The following is a 16675-nucleotide window of genomic DNA, read 5'->3' as shown; positions in this document are numbered from 1 at the left end:
TTACTCGTTCGCCGCTGCCGATGCCTGGGCCTCGCCTCTGCGGCGGATCTGGCGGAACGTGAACTCCTGGAGGTCGTCGCCGGTGGCGAAGACGGCCTTGTCCTTCTCCGTCACGTTCTTGCCGTCGGTGAAGCCCGCCAGGGTGAAGTAGGCGTAGCGGCCCAGGTTGTTGCGGGTGGAGCGGCAGACCGAGCCGGAGCAGAAGTCCTTGACGCCGCCGCCGGACAGCGACTTGACGATGCTCTGCGCGTCGGTCTGCTGCCGGGCCTTGGCCGCCTGGGCCTGGGTGTCGAAGACGGCCACGCCGACCGTCACCGCCACGTTGTCCTTGGTGTAGGTGACCCGGATCAGGCGCGTGCAGTCGTTGTCGGTGAGCGCCTTGGGGAGCGTGGCCTTCGCGGCCGAGGCGCAGTTCTTGGTGTCCGCCGTCGGCCCCTTCTTGTACACCGTCTCACCCATGGTCAGCTGCGTGCCGGGGAAGAGGATGTCGGGGCTCAGCGGGGCCTTGTCCTTCGACGCGTCGGCGATGAAGTCGTTGGGGTCCAGCGGGGGCGGGGCGCTCGTCGGGGCGAACGACGGGACGGTGCCCGTCGGGCTCGGCAGGTCGGAGGCTCCGGGCAGTTGGGAGGAGGCGCCCGGCGACGCCTGGTCGCTGCCGTTCGCCGACACGACGGCGACCGCCACGGCCGTGCCTATCGCGACGGTGGCGAGCGCGCCGCCGCCTATGAACAGCAGCCGGCGCCGCTTGGCGCGGGCCTCGGACGCGTCGGCGAGCGCCGCCCAGTCGGGCGACTGGCCGGAGCCACCGCCGCTCCACGGCTGCTGGGAATTCGGTTTCCAGGGATCCCACTGCTGCGAAGGTCCCCCCTGCCCAAAACTCATGGGGCGCATCTTAGACGTGCCCCGGGGTGTGCTGGTCCGCCTCAACGGCTGCCGCAGGGCCTAGCGTTGCGCGCATGGTGACGGGCAAAAGCGACATCTCCGGGTGGTTGGTGCGTCCCGCGGGCGGCTGGTGGTGGGCCGGACTCGTGGCCGTACTGGGGGCGCTGACGGTTCATACGGTGCTGGTGACCTCGGACGGAGGCATGGACAACCGGATCGTCGTGGACGCCGCGCGAACCTGGCTGGACGGCGGATCGCCGTACGACGACCGGCACTTCCTCTATTTCCCGAGCGCGGTCATGGCCGCCGCGCCGCAGGCGCTGCTGCCGCGCTCCGTGCTCGACGTGCTGGTGCCGGTGGCGGTGACCCTCGCCCTCGCGCTGGGCTGGGCCTGCGCGCTGCGGCTGCACCGGGTGCCGCTGCGCAGCCGGCTCGCCGTTCTCGGGCTGCTGGGCCTCGCGGCCGGCTTCGCGCCGTTCGGGCAGCTGGTGCGGCTCGGCAACTGGACCGTGACGGCCGTGCTGGCGCTGCCCCTGTGCCTGCTGCTGGCGAGCCGGGGCCGGTGGCTCGCGGCCGGCGCGGTCATCGGGGTGGCGGTGGCGGTGAAGCCCCTGCTCGCGCCGATGGCGCTGCTGTTCCTGTTCGCCCGCCGGTGGGGGGCGCTGGCCCTGGTGGTCCTGGTGCCGGCCGCCGGCTCGGTGGTGGCCGCGCTGTTCCTGCCCGACCCCACGGGCTTCCTGACCCGCACGCTGCCCTTCCTGCTCACCGGTGACGACGCCTTCCTGCGGCTCTACGAGGCCGGACCGGCGGCCGTGCTGCCCCGGCTCGGTGTGCCGCAGGCCCTGGCCACGGTGCTGTCGGTGCTCGCGGCCGCCGTGGGGGTGGGGTGCGCGTACCTGCGCTGGCGGGGGCCCGGGCCTCAGGCGCTGCGGCTGTCGGAGACGTCGGCGGGGCTGATGCTGTCGGCGTTCCTCGTCTCCCGGCCCTCCTACAACCACTACGTCCTCGTCGTCCTGCCGCTGCTGCTCGCCGGCCTGCCGTACGCCGGGTCGGTGACGCGGCGGCCCTGGTTCTGGCTCGCCCTCGTGCCGCAGCTGCCGGGGGTGACCTGGCCGTGGCTGGAGTCGGGGAAGCGGCGGGCGTTCCGGGACGCGGTCACCCTGTGTGTGCTGGCGGCGACGGTCGCGTACCACTGTGTGCGGGGGGCGCGGGACGCGCGGGGCGCGCGGGGCGGGCGAGGGACTGGTGGGGTGGATGCGGGGGGTGCGGGGGATGGGGCGCGGGAAGCGGGGGGAGGGCGGGGTGGGGGGCGTGGGATCGGTGCGGTCCGGCGGTGACGTCGCCGGTGGCGGTCTCGTTTTGACCCGTCCGGTCGAGCGTGGGTATTCTGCATGTTCGTTGTGTGTAGTGGCTTGCTCATTCTCACGTGAGGGGCCCTTACACCGGTCCACCGGACCGATGACCAGCGACCGGCACGCGGTTTGCGTCACCGCTGTGCGGTCAGGGCTGTCGTGATCGTCTTCGGTGACCTTGTCAGGACCATTCACTGAAGAAGCGAAGGCTACGAACCGTGCGTACGTACAGCCCCAAGCCCGGCGATGTGACGCGCCAGTGGCACGTCATCGACGCTCAGGACGTCGTCCTGGGTCGTCTGGCCTCCACTGCGGCCTCCATCCTGCGCGGCAAGCACAAGCCGATCTACGCGCCCCACGTCGACACCGGTGACTTCGTCATCATCATCAACGCGGACAAGGTGCACCTCTCCGGCAACAAGCGGACCCAGAAGATGGCGTACCGCCACTCGGGTTACCCGGGCGGTCTGCGCTCCGTCCGCTACGACGAGCTCCTCGAGAAGAACCCCGAGAAGGCCATCGAGAAGGCCGTCAAGGGCATGCTCCCCAAGAACACCCTGGGCCGTCAGATGCTCTCCAAGCTGAAGGTCTACTCGGGCGACCAGCACCCGCACGCTGCCCAGCAGCCGGTGCCGTTCGAGATCACCCAGGTCGCGCAGTAAGTCCGGCCACCCCCTAAGACGAAGAGAATCTGAGGAGCATCGTGGCCGAGACCACTGCCGAGCAGCCGATCGAAGAGATCGACATCGAGAGCTACACCACCGAGTCCGAGGTGCCCGTCGAGGGCGAGTACACCTCGGAGTCCATGGCGTCCCGCTTCGGCGAGCCCCAGCCGGCCGCCGGCCTGGGCCGCCGCAAGAACGCCATCGCCCGTGTCCGGATCGTCCCGGGCACCGGCAAGTGGAAGATCAACGGTCGTACCCTCGAGGACTACTTCCCGAACAAGGTGCACCAGCAGGAAGTCAACGAGCCCTTCAAGGTGCTCGAGCTCGAGGGCCGTTACGACGTCATCGCCCGCATCGCGGGTGGCGGTGTCTCCGGTCAGGCCGGTGCGCTCCGTCTCGGTGTCGCCCGTGCGCTGAACGAGGCGGACGTCGACAACAACCGCGGCCCGCTGAAGAAGGCCGGCTTCCTCACGCGTGACGACCGTGCGGTCGAGCGCAAGAAGGCCGGTCTGAAGAAGGCCCGCAAGGCTCCGCAGTACAGCAAGCGCTGATCCCAGGGCGCTCGCGCGTACTCCGAACGCCCCGGCGGCACGCCACAGTGCCGCCGGGGCGTTCGTTTATTCATGGCTGTGGGCGTATAACGGCACAAGGCGCTCAAACGCTAATGTGATCGGATGGTCGGGCGTTGGGCGCCGGGCATCGCTGTGGTGGTGGGCATCGCTGTGGTGGTGCGTGCCCGGAGGTGTGGTTGCCCGGAGGTGTGGAGCCGCACGCGCCTCGTGACCGTCGAACACATCACAAGCTTCGTCAGTGGCACAACCGTCGGCCGTACGGGCGGGTCCAACGCCTCGGCAGGGCCCGGGTGGCGGGGCTCCGGTTCGGCTATTGATACTGACGCATCATCAGGAGGACAAGTGGGACGACTCTTCGGCACGGACGGCGTGCGCGGTGTCGCCAACGCGGACCTGACCGCGGAGATGGCGCTCGGACTGTCCGTCGCCGCCGCGCACGTACTGGCCGAGGCCGGCACGTTCGAAGGTCACCGGCCCAAAGCCGTGGTCGGGCGTGACCCGCGCGCCTCCGGGGAGTTCCTCGAAGCCGCCGTGGTCGCCGGTCTCGCGAGCGCGGGCGTGGACGTCCTGCGGGTCGGCGTGCTGCCGACGCCGGCCGTCGCGCACCTCACCGGTGCGCTCGGCGCCGACCTCGGTGTCATGCTCTCCGCCAGCCACAACGCCATGCCGGACAACGGCATCAAGTTCTTCGCCCGCGGCGGTCACAAGCTCGCCGACGAGCTGGAGGACCGGATCGAGTCCGTGTACGAGGAGCACCGCACGGGCGCGCCCTGGGACCGGCCGACCGGCGCCGGCGTCGGCCGCGTGCGGGACTACGAGGAGGGGCTGGACACGTACGTCGCCCACCTCGTGGGTGTCCTCCCGAACCGGTTGGACGGTCTGCGGATCGTTCTCGACGAGGCGCACGGTGCCGCGGCGAGCGTCTCGCCGGAGGCGTTCACCCGCGCGGGGGCCGAGGTCGTCACCATCGGTGCCGAGCCGGACGGGCTCAACATCAACGACGGCTGCGGGTCCACCCACCTCGAGAAGCTGAAGGCCGCGGTCGTCGAGCACGGGGCCGCGCTGGGCATCGCGCACGACGGTGACGCCGACCGGTGCCTGGCCGTCGACCACACCGGTGAGGAGGTCGACGGCGACCAGATCCTCGCGGTGCTGGCGCTGGCGATGCGGGAGCGGTCCGCGCTGCGGTCCGACACCGTCGTCGCCACCGTGATGTCGAACCTCGGGTTCAAGCTGGCGATGGAGCGGGAGGGCATCCGGCTGGTGCAGACCGCTGTCGGGGACCGGTACGTGCTGGAGGAGATGAAGAACCAGGGCTACGCCCTCGGGGGCGAGCAGTCCGGGCACGTCATCATCCTCGACCACGCGACGACCGGTGACGGCACGCTGACCGGGCTGCTGCTCGCGGCGCGGGTCGCGGGGAGCGGGCGGTCGCTGCGGGAGCTGGCGTCGGTGATGGAGCGGCTGCCGCAGGTGCTCATCAACGTGCCGGATGTGGACAAGTCGCGGGTGCGGACCTCGGCGGAGCTCGCTGCCGCGGTGGGCGAGGCGGAGCGGGAGCTGGGGGAGACGGGGCGCGTGCTGCTCCGGCCGTCGGGGACGGAACCGCTGGTCCGTGTCATGGTCGAGGCGGCGGACATCGACCAGGCCCGCTCGGTGGCGGGGCGTCTGGCGGACGCGGTGAAGTCGGCGCTGGGGTAGCGGTCGTATGCCTGCGGCGCCGCTGTCCCTGTGGTGGGGGTGCGCGTAGCGCCTACGGGGGGTGGGTGGGTCGGTGCCGGGTCGGGGGTGGCCGTCCTCGGACTGGCGCGCAATAGGTCGGCTGGTAGGGGTTCGGGGCGCGGACGCGCCAGTCGCTGCGGGCGACCACCCCCGCCCCGTCCCCTCCCCGCCGCGCGCGACCACTGCCGCACCCCGCCGTCCACCCCGATCGCCGTACGCGCCTGCGGGCACCCGCCCTTCCGCGCTCTCCGCGGGCGTGCCTCCCCCAGAGGGGGTACCCCCAGGGCGGCACGGGTGGGCGCGACGGCACCCCGTGAGCGCCGGGCTGCGCGGACACCCCCGGCCCGCACCCAGCGCCGGGGCTGCACAACACCCCCCGCTACAGCTTGCGCAGCCTCAGGCGTTGGACCTTGTGGTCCGGGCCCTTGCGCAGGATCAGCGTGGCCCGGCCCCGGGTGGGTGCGATGTTCTCCACCAGGTTCGGCTTGTTGATGGTGCGCCACATCGTGCGCGCGTAGTCGAGGGCCTCCTCCTCGGAGACCTGGGTGTACTTCCGGAAGTACGAGGACGGGTCCTGGAACGCGGTCTCCCGCAGCCGCTTGAAGCGGTTGAGGTACCAGCGCTCGATGTCCTCCGTGCGGGCATCGACGTACACGCTGAAGTCGAAGTAGTCGGCGAGGCCCACGCGCGTGCGGCCGTCCTGGCCGGGCAGTGCCGGCTGGAGGACGTTGAGGCCCTCGACGATCAGGATGTCCGGGCGGCGCACCGTGAGCTTCTCGCCGGGGACGATGTCGTAGATGAGGTGGGAGTAGACCGGCGCGGTGACCTCGCTCTTGCCCGCCTTGATGTCGGCGACGAAACGGGTCAGCGCGCGCCGGTCGTAGGACTCGGGGAATCCTTTCCGCGACATCAGGCCCCGCTCCTGGAGCTCGCGCGTCGGCAGCAGGAAACCGTCCGTCGTGACCAGCTCCACGCGCGGGTGCTCGGGCCAGCGGGACAGCAGGGCCCGTAGGAGACGGGCGACCGTGGACTTGCCGACGGCCACCGAACCGGCGACCCCTATGACGAAGGGCGTGCCCGACTGGGAGCCCTGCTCGCCCAGGAACGTGTTCAGCGCGCCCCGCAGCCCGTCGGTGGCGCCGACGTAGAGATTGAGCAGCCGGGACAGCGGGAGGTAGATGTCCCGCACCTCGTCGAGGTCGATGACGTCACCGAGCCCGCGCAGCCGTTCGACCTCCGCGGCCGACAGCGGCAGCGGGGTCTTGTCGCGCAGCGCGCTCCACTCGGAGCGGGTGAGGTCGACGTAGGGAGTCGCCTCCGGCCGCTGCCGGTGGGCGCTCCGGGGCATCGAGGAGACCGGAGAGATCACAGTCCATTGTTAACGGAGTTTGAACGGGGCGACAGGTGGGCTGTGTCACGCCGGCCGGTCCGCGGTGGCCGACGGGAGCGTCGAGGTCACGGTCGGATTTCGGACCGCCGATTGTCGATCACCTGTGCGATTACTGTGTGTACGGTGCGTTCAAGATCGAACGGAGCCGGGCTCCGGCTTCCACAGACCTCGACGCAACACGACGAAAGAGTACCGACGTGAAATCGACCGCCGTCCGCCGCACCGCCCTCGCGGCCTCCGCCGCCGCGCTGACCCTGCTCGTCACCGCCTGCGGCGGGTCGTCCGACGACGGCGACAAGGCCGAGGCGGACCAGTCCGCACCGGCGGCCAAGGCCGAGGGGACCGCCCCGGCGGGCAAGGCGCTGAGCGCCGCCGAGCTGGAGAAGGCCGCCCTCGCGCAGGGCGACGTCGAGTACGGCGAGGTCGCCACCAAGATCCCGGCGGAGGACGACGTCGCCAAGGACCAGGTGAAGACGGGGGACGAGGCCTGTCTGCCGCTCGTCTACGTCCAGGGCGCCATCGCCCAGGGCGAGCCGGCGGCGGACGTGAAGCGCTCCTGGACGGGTCAGACGGAGTCGCAGTCCGAGGGTTCGGGCCCGGACGGGCAGGACATGACCGAGATCGACATCAACAAGATCATGCTGAACCTCGCGTCCTACGAGGACGGCGGTGCCGAGAAGGCGCTCGCGGCGCTGAAGACGGCCGCCGAGAAGTGCGCCGGCGGCTTCGACGCGACCGTGGGCAGCGACGAGATGCGGATCGCCAAGGTCACCACGACCGACGCCCCCGAGGGCGGCGACGAGGCGGTCGCCGCCACCATCGGCGTGGCCACCGGCGCGGACACCCACGCGCCCATGAAGATCGTCGTGGTCCGCAAGGGCGCCACGCTCGCCTCGTTCGGCATCGTCAACATCTCCGCCATGATGACCGGCAAGGACTTCGAGATTCCCACGGCCGTCATCGACGCACAGCTCGCCAAGCTCGGCTGACGCGAAGACCCGCCCGCAGCGTTCGTACCCCGGTGGGAATTTCCGATTTCGGGCACGTGATGACCGTTTCCGGCAGCTGACGGACCGTAGGCTGCCGGACATGTGCGGAATCGTGGGATATGTGGGGCCGCAGTCGGCGCTGGACGTCGTGACGGCCGGACTGAAGCGACTGGAGTACCGGGGCTACGACTCGGCGGGCGTCGCCGTGCTGGCCGACGGCGGGCTGGCCACCGCCAAGCGGGCCGGGAAGCTCGTCAACCTGGAGAAGGAGCTGGCCGAACGGCCGCTGCCGGCCGGGACCACGGGCATCGGGCACACCCGCTGGGCCACCCACGGCGGCCCGACGGACGCCAACGCCCACCCGCACCTCGACAACGCGGGCCGGGTCGCCGTCGTCCACAACGGCATCATCGAGAACTTCGCCGCCCTGCGCGAGGAGTTGGCCGAGCGGGGCCACGAACTCCGCTCCGAGACGGACACCGAGGTCGTCGCCCATCTGCTCGCCGAGGAGTTCTCCGCGTGCGCGGACCTCGCGGAGGCGATGCGGCTGGTGTGCCGGAGGCTGGAGGGCGCGTTCACGCTCGTCGCCCTGCACGCGGACGAGCCGGGCGTGGTCGTCGGCGCGCGCCGCAACTCGCCGCTGGTGGTGGGTGTCGGCAAGGGCGAGGCGTTCCTCGCCTCCGACGTGGCCGCGTTCATCGCGCACACCCGGGACGCCGTCGAGCTGGGACAGGACCAGGTGGTCGAGCTGCGCCGGGACTCGGTGACGGTCACCGACTTCGACGGGGGCGCGGCCGACGTCCGCGAGTACCACGTCGACTGGGACGCCTCCGCCGCCGAGAAGGGCGGCTACGCCTCCTTCATGCTCAAGGAGATCGCCGAGCAGCCGAAGGCGGTCGCCGACACGCTGCTGGGCCGCATCGACGGATCGGGCTCACTGACGCTGGACGAGGTCCGGATCCCGGCGGGCGTGCTGCGCGAGGTCGACAAGGTCGTCATCGTCGCCTGCGGCACGGCCTTCCACGCGGGGCTCATCGCCAAGTACGCCATCGAGCACTGGACCCGGCTCCCCTGCGAGGTGGAACTGGCGAGCGAGTTCCGCTACCGGGACCCCATCCTCGACCAGCAGACCCTCGTCGTCGCCATCTCCCAGTCCGGCGAGACCATGGACACGCTCATGGCGCTGCGTCACGCGCGGGAGCAGGGCGCGCACGTGCTGGCGATCTGCAACACCAACGGTGCGACGATCCCGCGCGAGTCGGACGCGGTGCTGTACACGCACGCCGGGCCGGAGGTCGCCGTCGCCTCGACCAAGGCGTTCCTGACCCAGCTGGTCGCCTGCTATCTGGTCGCGCTGTACCTGGGCCAGGTGCGGGGCACCAAGTGGGCGGACGAGATCCGCGCGGTGGTACGGGACCTGTCGTCGATCGCCGGCGCGGTGGACCGCGTCCTGGGGACGATGGAGCCGGTACGGGAGCTGGCGCGGTCGCTGGCGGGGAAGGACACGGTGCTCTTCCTCGGCCGGCATGTGGGTTACCCGGTCGCGCTGGAGGGCGCACTGAAGCTGAAGGAGCTCGCGTACATGCACGCGGAGGGCTTCGCGGCGGGCGAGTTGAAGCACGGGCCGATCGCGCTGATCGAGGACGACCTGCCGGTGGTCGTCGTCGTGCCGTCGCCGCGGGGCCGGTCGGTGCTCCACGACAAGATCGTCTCCAACATCCAGGAGATCCGGGCACGGGGTGCGCGGACGATCGTCATCGCGGAGGAGGGGGACGAAGCGGTCGCCGGGTACGCGGATCACCTGATCCGGATCCCGGCCACCCCGACGCTGCTCCAGCCGCTGGTGGCGACGGTGCCGTTGCAGGTGTTCGCGTGCGAGCTGGCGACGGCGCGGGGGAACGAGGTGGATCAGCCGCGGAACCTGGCGAAGTCGGTGACGGTGGAGTAGGCGCGTGCGCGTGTTCCGGGACGGATCCGTGGAGCCGGTGACACCGCCTAGGGTGCCGGTATGAGCATCATCGGAGTCGGGATCGACGTGGCCGAGATCGGGCGGTTCGCCGCCTCGTTGGAGCGGACGCCCGCGTTGGCCCGGCGGCTGTTCGTGGACGGCGAGTTGCTGCTGCCCAGCGGGGAGCGGCGGGGTGTCGCCTCGCTCGCCGCGCGGTTCGCGGCCAAGGAGGCCCTGGCCAAGGCGCTCGGGGCGCCGGCGGGGCTGGTGTGGACCGACGCCGAGGTGTGGTGCGAGGACAGTGGGCAGCCGCGGCTGCGGGTGACGGGGACGGTGGCCGCGCGCGCCGCCGAACTGGGCGTACGGTCCTGGCACCTGTCGCTCAGCCATGACGCCGGGGTGGCCTCGGCGGTCGTGATCGCGGAGGGGTGAGACCCGTGTTCGCCTTCCCCGGGGCCGGGGTCGACCTGCCGGTGTGGGGCGAGGCGTTCCTCGTCGCCGCCGCCGTGCTCACCCTGGTCTTCGCCCTCGTACGGCTGGTGCGCAACCGTCGCCGGTGACGGCGATGCGTGCTTCGCCCGAACGGGGGTACACGCGGGGAGCCGGTGCCCGGACTGGGGCCGATTGATTTGGGAGGGCTAACTGTGACGTCGACGATGGCGCGGACGGACCGAGCTCAGCGCGTGACCGAGCTGCCGGAGGTCGCCGATCCCGGCCAGGTCGCGCCCCAGGACGCACGCGAACTGTCCAAGCAGTTCTTCCGCCGGCTCACGGAGCTGGAGGAGGGCACGCACGAGTACCAGTACGCGCGCAACACGCTGATCGAGATGAACATGTCCCTGGTCCGCTACGCGGCCGGCCGGTTCCGCAGCCGCGGACCGGAGGAGATGGAGGACATCGTCCAGGTCGGCATGATCGGTCTGATCAAGGCGATCGACCGGTTCGAGCTCTCCCGCGAAGTGGAGTTCACCTCCTTCGCGATCCCCTACATCGTCGGCGAGATCAAGCGGTTCTTCCGGGACACGTCGTGGTCCGTGCACGTGCCGCGCCGGCTCCAGGAGGCCCGGGTGCAGCTCGCCCGCGCCACCGAGGAACTGCGCAGCCGGCTGGGCCGTACGCCGACCACCGCCGAGCTCGCCCAGCTGATGAGCCTGACCGAGGCCGAGGTCGACGAGGCGCGGATCGCCTCCAACGGCTACAACTCCGCCTCCCTGGACGCCACCATCGGCAGCGAGCCGGACGGTGAGAGCGTGCTCGCCGACTTCATCGGGGCCGAGGACGCCGCCCTGGAGCTGGTCGAGGACTTCCACGCGCTCGCCCCGATGATCGCCGACCTCGACGAGCGCGAGCGGAAGATCGTGCACTGGCGGTTCGTGGAGGAGCTGACGCAGGCGGAGATCGGTGAGCGGCTGGGCTGCTCGCAGATGCATGTGTCGCGGCTGCTGTCGCGGACCCTGAAGCGGCTGCGGGCGGGGATGCTCAGCACCACCTGAGGGCGAAGTCGGCAGAGGGACGAGGGGTGCGGCTCGGCGGGCCGCACCCCTCACCTGTCGGCAGATGGACGTCACCGTGCCGGCCCGTCGATGACGGGAGTCGGACGCGCCCGTACGGGAAACTCGGACGCATGCGGACTGCGTACAGCGTGGAGACGGTCAGGGCGGCGGAGCGGGAACTGATGGCACGGCTGCCGGAGGGGGCGCTGATGCAACGCGCCGCCGCCGGTCTCGCCGCGGCCTGCGCGGATGTGCTGGGACGGGTGTACGGCAGCAGGGTCGTGCTGCTGGTCGGCAGCGGGGACAACGGAGGTGACGCCCTGTACGCCGGCGCCCGGCTGGCCCGGCGCGGGGCGGGGGTCAGCGCCGTACTGCTCGCGCCGGAGCGCGCGCACGGTGGGGGGCTCGCGGCGTTGCGCCGGGCGGGGGGCAGGGTGGCGGTGGCGGGCGCGGCCGAGGGGCTGATCGAGCGGGCCGATCTGGTTCTGGACGGGATCGTCGGGATCGGCGGCAAGGGCGGGCTGCGGCCGGAGGCGGTGCCGCTCGCCGACGCGGCCGGGCGGTCGCGGGCGGCCGTGGTCGCCGTCGATCTGCCGAGCGGGGTCGACGCCGACACCGGGGAGGTACGCGGGGCGGCGGTCCGGGCCGACCTCACGGTGACCTTCGGGACGCACAAGCCGGCGCTGCTGATCGATCCGGCGCGGGAGTACGCCGGGACGGTACGGCCGGTCGACATCGGACTGTCGCTTCCGGAGACCCCGGAGGCGGAGGCGTTGCAGCACGCCGATGTGGCGCGGCTGCTGCCGGTGCCGGCCGTCGAGAGCGACAAGTACCGGCGGGGCGTCGTCGGCATCGCCGCCGGCTCCGCCCGCTACCCGGGAGCCGCGGTGCTCGCCGTGGCGGGGGCGCTGCGGGGCGGGGCGGGGGCCGTACGGTACGTCGGCCCCGCCGGGCAGGCCGTGATCGCCCGCTTCCCCGAGACGCTGGTGTCGGACCGGGGGCCGAAGCACGCGGGACGGGTGCAGGCGTGGGTGGTCGGACCGGGGGCCGGGGACGACGCGGCGACGGTCGCGGAGGTGCTGGCGGCGGACGTGCCCGTGCTGATCGACGCGGACGGGCTGCGGCTGGCGGAGGCGGCGGCGGTACGGGCGCGGCGGGCGCCGACGCTGATGACCCCGCACGCGGGGGAGGCCGCCGCGCTGCTGGGCGTGGAGCGGGAGGAGGTCGAGGGTGCGCGGCTGGCCGCGGTGCGGGAGCTGGCGCGGCGGTACGGGGCGGCGGTGCTGCTGAAGGGGTCGACGACGCTGGTCGCCCGCGCGGGCGGGGACGGGCCGGTGCGGGTGAACCCGACGGGGACGTCGTGGCTGGCCACGGCGGGCAGCGGGGACGTGCTGTCGGGGCTCGGCGGGTCGCTGCTGGCGGCGGGGCTGTCGGCGGTGGACGCGGGGAGTGCGGGGGCGTATCTGCACGGGCTCGCGGGGCGGTTCGCGGCGGAGGGGGCGCCGGTGGGGGCGCAGGATGTGGCGGAGGGGATCGTGGGGGCGTGGCGGAATGTGGTGACTTCCAGCCCCTCCGGCGTTTGAGGAGCGGGGTCCGGGGCGGAGTCCCGGGACGGAAAAGGGCCGGCGGGGGGCTCTGAGAGACTGTTGGCGATGAAAGAGACAGTGCGGGCCCGTGCCGAGATCGACCTCGCTGCCGTGCGGGCCAATGTGCGTGCCCTGCGCCGGCGCGCGCCCGGCGCCGCCCTGATGGCCGTCGTCAAGGCGGACGCCTACGGGCACGGCGCGGCCGCCTGCGCCCGGGCGGCCGTCGAGGCCGGGGCGACCTGGCTGGGCACCGCCACCCCGCAGGAGGCGCTCGCGCTGCGCGCGCCCGGTGCCGGGGTGCCGGACCACGTACGGATCATGTGCTGGCTGTGGACGCCCGGCGGGCCCTGGCGGGAGGCGGTCGAGGCCGGCCTCGACGTGTCCCTGAGCGGCATGTGGGCGCTGGACGAGGTGACCAGGGCCGCCCGCCTCGCCGGACGGCCCGCGCGGGTGCAGCTCAAGGCCGACACGGGGCTCGGCCGCGGCGGCTGTCAGCCCGGCGACGACTGGGCGGAGCTGGTCGCGGGGGCGCTGCGCGCCGAGGCGGAGGGGCTGCTGCGGGTCACCGGCCTGTGGTCGCACTTCGCCTGCGCCGACGAGCCAGGGCATCCCTCCATCGCCGCCCAGCTCTCCCGCTTCCGGGAGATGGTGGCGTACGCGGAGGGGCGGGGCGTCGACCCCGAGGTGCGGCACATCGCCAACTCGCCCGCCACGCTCACCCTCCCCGAGAGCCACTTCGACCTGGTCCGCCCCGGCATCGCGATGTACGGCGTCTCGCCCAGCCCCGAGATCGGCACCCCCGCCGACTTCGGCCTGCGTCCCGCGATGACCCTCTCCGCATCCCTGGCCCTGGTGAAGCACGTCCCCGGCGGGCACGGCGTCAGCTACGGCCACCACTACGTCACCCCGGGCGCCACCACCCTCGCCCTGGTCCCGCTCGGCTACGCGGACGGCATCCCGCGCCACGCCTCCTCCGCCGGTCCGGTACTGGTCGAGGGCAAGTGGCGTACGGTCGCGGGCCGGGTCGCGATGGACCAGTTCGTCGTCGACCTCGGCGGGGACGACCCGGGGCCGGGCGCCGAGGCCGTGCTCTTCGGCCCGGGCGACCGGGGCGAGCCCACCGCCGAGGACTGGGCGCAGGCGGCCGGGACCATCGCGTACGAGATCGTCACCCGGATCGGACACCGCGTCCCGCGCGTCTACGTCGACGACGGGAACGAGGGGAGCGGCACGTGAGCGAGGGCATCGCGGAGGCCGCCGCCTCCGCCGCCGAGATCTCCCGCGGGGGCTGGCGCCGGGCGACCGGCGTCGCGGGCGTCGCGATAGGCGTGCTCGCCACCGGAGCCGCCGCGGGCGTCGCCATAGAGCGGATGACGGTCGGGCGGGGCATGCGGAAGAAGGCCAGGCTCGCCCTCGACTCCACCGGACCGTACGGCTCGCTGCGCGGCACCCCCGGCACGGCGTACGCCGATGACGGCACCGAGCTGTACTACGAGGTCGACGACGTCGACCCCGATCCGGAGGCCACGCCCGCGCGGCGGCGCCGGCTGTTCGGGCGCAGGTCCCCGGCCCCGGTCACCGTCGTCTTCAGCCACGGCTACTGCCTCAGCCAGGACTCCTGGCACTTCCAGCGGGCCGCGCTCCGGGGCGTCGTACGGACCGTGTACTGGGACCAGCGCAGCCACGGCCGCTCGGCGCGGGGCGCGGCGCAGACGGAGCGGGACGAGCCGGTCACCATCGAGCAGCTGGGGCGCGACCTGAAGGCCGTCATCGACGCGGCCGCGCCCGAGGGACCCGTCGTGCTCGCCGGACACTCCATGGGCGGGATGACGGTGATGGCCCTCGCCGACCAGTACCCCGAACTGATCCGGGAACGGTGCCTGGGCGTCGCCCTGGTCGGTACGTCGTCGGGGCGGCTCGGCGAGGTCAACTTCGGGCTGCCGGTGGCCGGGGTCAACGCGGTGCGGCGGGTGCTGCCGGGTGTGCTGAAGGCGCTGGGGCAGCGGGCCGAGCTGGTGGAGAGGGGGCGCCGGGCCACGGCGGACCTGTTCGCGGGCATCATCAAGCGGTACTCGTTCGCGTCCCGGGACGTGGACCCGGCCGTCGCCCGGTTCGCCGAGCGGATGATCGAGGGGACGCCCATCGACGTGGTCGCCGAGTACTACCCGGCGTTCCACGACCACGACAAGACCGAGGCCCTCGCCCACTTCGCCGGACTGCCGGTGCTGGTGCTCGCCGGGATCAAGGACCTGGTGACGCCCAGCGAGCACAGTGAGGCGATCGCCGATCTGCTGCCCGACGCGGAACTGGTGCTGGTCCCGGACGCCGGGCACCTGGTGCTGCTGGAGCACCCGGAGGTGGTCACCGACCGCCTCGCCGACCTGCTCGTCCGCGCGGGCGCGGTGCCCGCGGGGACTACGGTGGGTGGCTATGGAAGCAGCAGCACCCCACAACCCGGCTGAACCGGGGCAGGCCGTGAACTCCGTCGAGCTGACCGTCACCTCCCCCGAGCGGATGCGCGCACTCGGGCGCAGGCTCGCCGGGCTGGTGCGCGCCGGCGATCTCGTCCTGCTCTCCGGCGAGCTCGGCGCCGGCAAGACGACACTGACCCGGGGGCTCGGCGAGGGCCTCGGCGTACGGGGCGCGGTCACCTCGCCGACGTTCGTGATCGCCCGGGTGCACCCGTCGCTGGGGGACGGCCCGCCGCTGGTCCACGTCGACGCGTACCGCCTGTCCGGCGGGCTGGACGAGATGGAGGACCTGGACCTCGACGTCTCGCTGCCGGAGTCGGTGATCGTCGTGGAGTGGGGCGAGGGGAAGGTCGAGGAGCTGACCGACGACCGGCTGCGGATCGCCATCCACCGGGCGGTCGGCGACACCACGGACGAGGTGCGGCAGGTGACCGTGACGGGTCTGGGCGAGCGGTGGGCGGGGGCGGGGCTGCACGCACTGTCGGCCTGAGCAGGGGGGTCCTTCTCGGCGCTGGCCGGGCGCGTGCGCTTGTCGTTCGGCTGCGGCGCCGTCCGGGCCGGTCTCGCAGTTCCCCGCGCCCCTGGAGGGTGCTGCCGTTCCGTCGGCTCCGTCGGCTCCGTCGGCTCCGTCGGCTCGGAGAGCGAGGGCCGGGGTCACGCCCCTGGGGGCGCGGGGAACTGCGCGACCGGCCACCCACGGCCCGCAGCCGAACGGCAAGCGCACGCGCCCCGCGCCCGTACATTCCGACAAGGTGTCGGCAAACGGTTGCGTTCGGCGTCTCCGGCGTGGTCACATGGTACCCAGTGCGTAGTTAGGTGTACCTAACTACGTCCGGCCCCCGGCCCTCAGGAGGCGTCCATGCCGGCCACCCAGAACCCGTCCGGGTCCACGGCCCAGCCGCAGCAGCTTTCCGGGGTGCCCATGCGTGATCTGCTGGCCGCCTGCGCCGCGGCCGCCGCGGTCTCCACCCCACCCCGCGCTCCCGAGCCCCGGCGTGCCGAGCCGGTCGTGCGGGACCACCACGAGGCGGCGTGACGCCACCGGGCCTCACGGCACGACGACGACCGTCCGTCCGATCGTCGCGAACGTCCACATCGCCGCGCCGTCCGCACGCGTCTCGCGGATGCCGCCCGTCCGCTCCCGCGGGTCGAGCACCGGCGCCGAACCGTCCACCGCCGCGCTGAACCCGATCGCCGTGCCGTCGACGTCGGCGAAGCGCACGACGTGCTCGATGGGGACGCCGTCCGATCCGGTGACCTTCCCGGACCGGGAGGTGACCCGGTAGACGCCCGGCCCGGGGTCCACCGTGCTGGGGCTGACCCCGAAGGTGCGCCGCACCGTGCCGGCCTCCTCCACCAGCCACACCCGGTCGGCCTTCAGCGAGTAGACGACCCGCTTGCCCGCACCCGACCGCGCGGGCAGGGCGGCGGGGTGGCCCCTGTCCGGGAGTGCCTTGCGTACGGCTCCGGCGGCTCCGGCCGCCGGGTGGCGCAGCTCGGGCGGGACGTTGGCCGCCGCCTGGTGGGCGAGGACACCGACCGTCGCGAGGGCCGCCGCGGTCAGCCCCGCCACGATCATCGAGCTGGTGCCTGACATCGCCGTCA

Annotated in this window: 17 protein-coding genes; 14 read left to right on the top strand and 3 right to left on the bottom strand. The window is 72.7% G+C overall.

From position 1 onward, the window contains the following. The gene (locus ACZ434_RS06285) at nt 1-882 is read right to left on the bottom strand and encodes a hypothetical protein (protein ID WP_468452399.1); all 882 of its coding nucleotides are present in this window, start codon (nt 880-882) and stop codon (nt 1-3) included. Between the two features lie 74 nt (nt 883-956). On the opposite strand from ACZ434_RS06285, the gene ACZ434_RS06280 reads away from it, so the two are divergent. The 4 genes from ACZ434_RS06280 (at nt 957) to glmM (ending at nt 5172) form a co-directional block, all read left to right on the top strand. After that, the gene (locus ACZ434_RS06280) at nt 957-2219 is read left to right on the top strand and encodes a glycosyltransferase family 87 protein (protein ID WP_468452397.1); all 1263 of its coding nucleotides are present in this window, start codon (nt 957-959) and stop codon (nt 2217-2219) included. 233 nt (nt 2220-2452) lie between these two features. After that, nucleotides 2453-2896, top strand: a complete 444-nt coding sequence (rplM, locus tag ACZ434_RS06275; RefSeq protein WP_190166836.1) for a 50S ribosomal protein L13 — start codon at nt 2453-2455, stop codon at nt 2894-2896. 41 nt (nt 2897-2937) lie between these two features. After that, the gene (gene rpsI, locus ACZ434_RS06270; RefSeq protein ID WP_468452395.1) at nt 2938-3450 is read left to right on the top strand and encodes a 30S ribosomal protein S9; all 513 of its coding nucleotides are present in this window, start codon (nt 2938-2940) and stop codon (nt 3448-3450) included. Between the two features lie 363 nt (nt 3451-3813). Further along, nucleotides 3814-5172: a phosphoglucosamine mutase gene (glmM, locus tag ACZ434_RS06265; RefSeq protein ID WP_468452393.1), complete on the top strand. Its 1359-nt coding sequence runs from the start codon at nt 3814-3816 to the stop codon at nt 5170-5172. A 400-nt stretch (nt 5173-5572) separates the two neighbouring features. On the opposite strand, the gene coaA is transcribed toward glmM, so the two are convergent. Next, nucleotides 5573-6541, bottom strand: a complete 969-nt coding sequence (gene coaA, locus ACZ434_RS06260; RefSeq protein ID WP_468452391.1) for a type I pantothenate kinase — start codon at nt 6539-6541, stop codon at nt 5573-5575. Between the two features lie 239 nt (nt 6542-6780). Between coaA and ACZ434_RS06255 the strand changes: the two genes are divergently transcribed. The 10 genes from ACZ434_RS06255 (at nt 6781) to ACZ434_RS06210 (ending at nt 16106) form a co-directional block, all read left to right on the top strand. Beyond that, on the top strand, nt 6781-7572 hold the full coding sequence (locus tag ACZ434_RS06255) for a hypothetical protein (RefSeq protein ID WP_468452389.1): 792 nt from the start codon (nt 6781-6783) through the stop codon (nt 7570-7572). A gap of 100 nt (nt 7573-7672) precedes the next feature. After that, complete coding sequence (gene glmS / locus ACZ434_RS06250; protein ID WP_468452387.1) at nt 7673-9520, top strand: glutamine--fructose-6-phosphate transaminase (isomerizing); 1848 nt, start codon at nt 7673-7675, stop codon at nt 9518-9520. 60 nt (nt 9521-9580) lie between these two features. Further along, a complete protein-coding gene (locus tag ACZ434_RS06245) occupies nt 9581-9952 on the top strand; it encodes a holo-ACP synthase (RefSeq protein ID WP_468452385.1) in 372 nt (123 codons plus the stop codon). Nucleotides 9953-9957: 5 nt separating this feature from the next. Continuing rightward, entirely contained in the window at nt 9958-10080 is a 123-nt protein-coding gene (locus ACZ434_RS06240; protein WP_468452383.1) for a hypothetical protein, read from the top strand. A 96-nt stretch (nt 10081-10176) separates the two neighbouring features. Beyond that, complete coding sequence (locus ACZ434_RS06235; protein ID WP_468452921.1) at nt 10177-11013, top strand: RNA polymerase sigma factor SigF; 837 nt, start codon at nt 10177-10179, stop codon at nt 11011-11013. Between the two features lie 131 nt (nt 11014-11144). Further along, nucleotides 11145-12596 (top strand): NAD(P)H-hydrate dehydratase, encoded by a 1452-nt coding sequence (locus ACZ434_RS06230; RefSeq protein ID WP_468452381.1) that lies wholly within the window; start codon nt 11145-11147, stop codon nt 12594-12596. 69 nt (nt 12597-12665) lie between these two features. Next, nucleotides 12666-13835: an alanine racemase gene (alr, locus tag ACZ434_RS06225; protein ID WP_468452379.1), complete on the top strand. Its 1170-nt coding sequence runs from the start codon at nt 12666-12668 to the stop codon at nt 13833-13835. After that, nucleotides 13832-15061, top strand: a complete 1230-nt coding sequence (locus ACZ434_RS06220) for an alpha/beta fold hydrolase (RefSeq protein WP_468452377.1) — start codon at nt 13832-13834, stop codon at nt 15059-15061. The genes alr and ACZ434_RS06220 overlap by 4 nt, the downstream gene beginning before the upstream one ends. After that, nucleotides 15030-15560 carry a tRNA (adenosine(37)-N6)-threonylcarbamoyltransferase complex ATPase subunit type 1 TsaE gene (gene tsaE, locus ACZ434_RS06215; protein ID WP_468452375.1) on the top strand — a complete coding sequence of 177 codons (531 nt, stop codon included), beginning with the start codon at nt 15030-15032 and terminating at the stop codon, nt 15558-15560. Before ACZ434_RS06220 ends, tsaE begins: the two co-directional genes overlap by 32 nt. A 369-nt stretch (nt 15561-15929) precedes the next feature. Continuing rightward, on the top strand, nt 15930-16106 hold the full coding sequence (locus ACZ434_RS06210; protein ID WP_468452373.1) for a hypothetical protein: 177 nt from the start codon (nt 15930-15932) through the stop codon (nt 16104-16106). A gap of 12 nt (nt 16107-16118) precedes the next feature. Here ACZ434_RS06210 and ACZ434_RS06205 read toward each other — a convergent pair whose 3' ends face one another. Beyond that, on the bottom strand, nt 16119-16667 hold the full coding sequence (locus tag ACZ434_RS06205) for a hypothetical protein (RefSeq protein WP_468452371.1): 549 nt from the start codon (nt 16665-16667) through the stop codon (nt 16119-16121). Between the last annotated feature and the right edge of the window lie 8 nt (nt 16668-16675).

This window comes from Streptomyces sp. NPDC030893, from assembly GCF_055571535.1.
The sequence above is the reverse complement of the archived record's forward strand: the minus strand, read 5'-3'. Positions and strand labels throughout refer to the sequence as shown.

Bases quoted from the DNA above. Each gene is read 5' to 3' on its own strand.
- ACZ434_RS06280 (WP_468452397.1), top strand. From the start codon at position 957: ATGGTGACGGGCAAAAGCGACATCTCCGGGTGGTTGGTGCGTCCCGCG.
- ACZ434_RS06230 (WP_468452381.1), top strand. From the start codon at position 11,145: ATGCGGACTGCGTACAGCGTGGAGACGGTCAGGGCGGCGGAGCGGGAA.
- tsaE (WP_468452375.1), top strand. From the start codon at position 15,030: ATGGAAGCAGCAGCACCCCACAACCCGGCTGAACCGGGGCAGGCCGTG.
- ACZ434_RS06235 (WP_468452921.1), top strand. From the start codon at position 10,177: ATGGCGCGGACGGACCGAGCTCAGCGCGTGACCGAGCTGCCGGAGGTC.
- glmS (WP_468452387.1), top strand. From the start codon at position 7,673: ATGTGCGGAATCGTGGGATATGTGGGGCCGCAGTCGGCGCTGGACGTC.
- alr (WP_468452379.1), top strand. From the start codon at position 12,666: ATGAAAGAGACAGTGCGGGCCCGTGCCGAGATCGACCTCGCTGCCGTG.
- ACZ434_RS06245 (WP_468452385.1), top strand. From the start codon at position 9,581: ATGAGCATCATCGGAGTCGGGATCGACGTGGCCGAGATCGGGCGGTTC.
- ACZ434_RS06210 (WP_468452373.1), top strand. From the start codon at position 15,930: ATGCCGGCCACCCAGAACCCGTCCGGGTCCACGGCCCAGCCGCAGCAG.
- coaA (WP_468452391.1), bottom strand. From the start codon at position 6,541: ATGCCCCGGAGCGCCCACCGGCAGCGGCCGGAGGCGACTCCCTACGTC.
- ACZ434_RS06205 (WP_468452371.1), bottom strand. From the start codon at position 16,667: ATGTCAGGCACCAGCTCGATGATCGTGGCGGGGCTGACCGCGGCGGCC.
- ACZ434_RS06285 (WP_468452399.1), bottom strand. From the start codon at position 882: ATGAGTTTTGGGCAGGGGGGACCTTCGCAGCAGTGGGATCCCTGGAAA.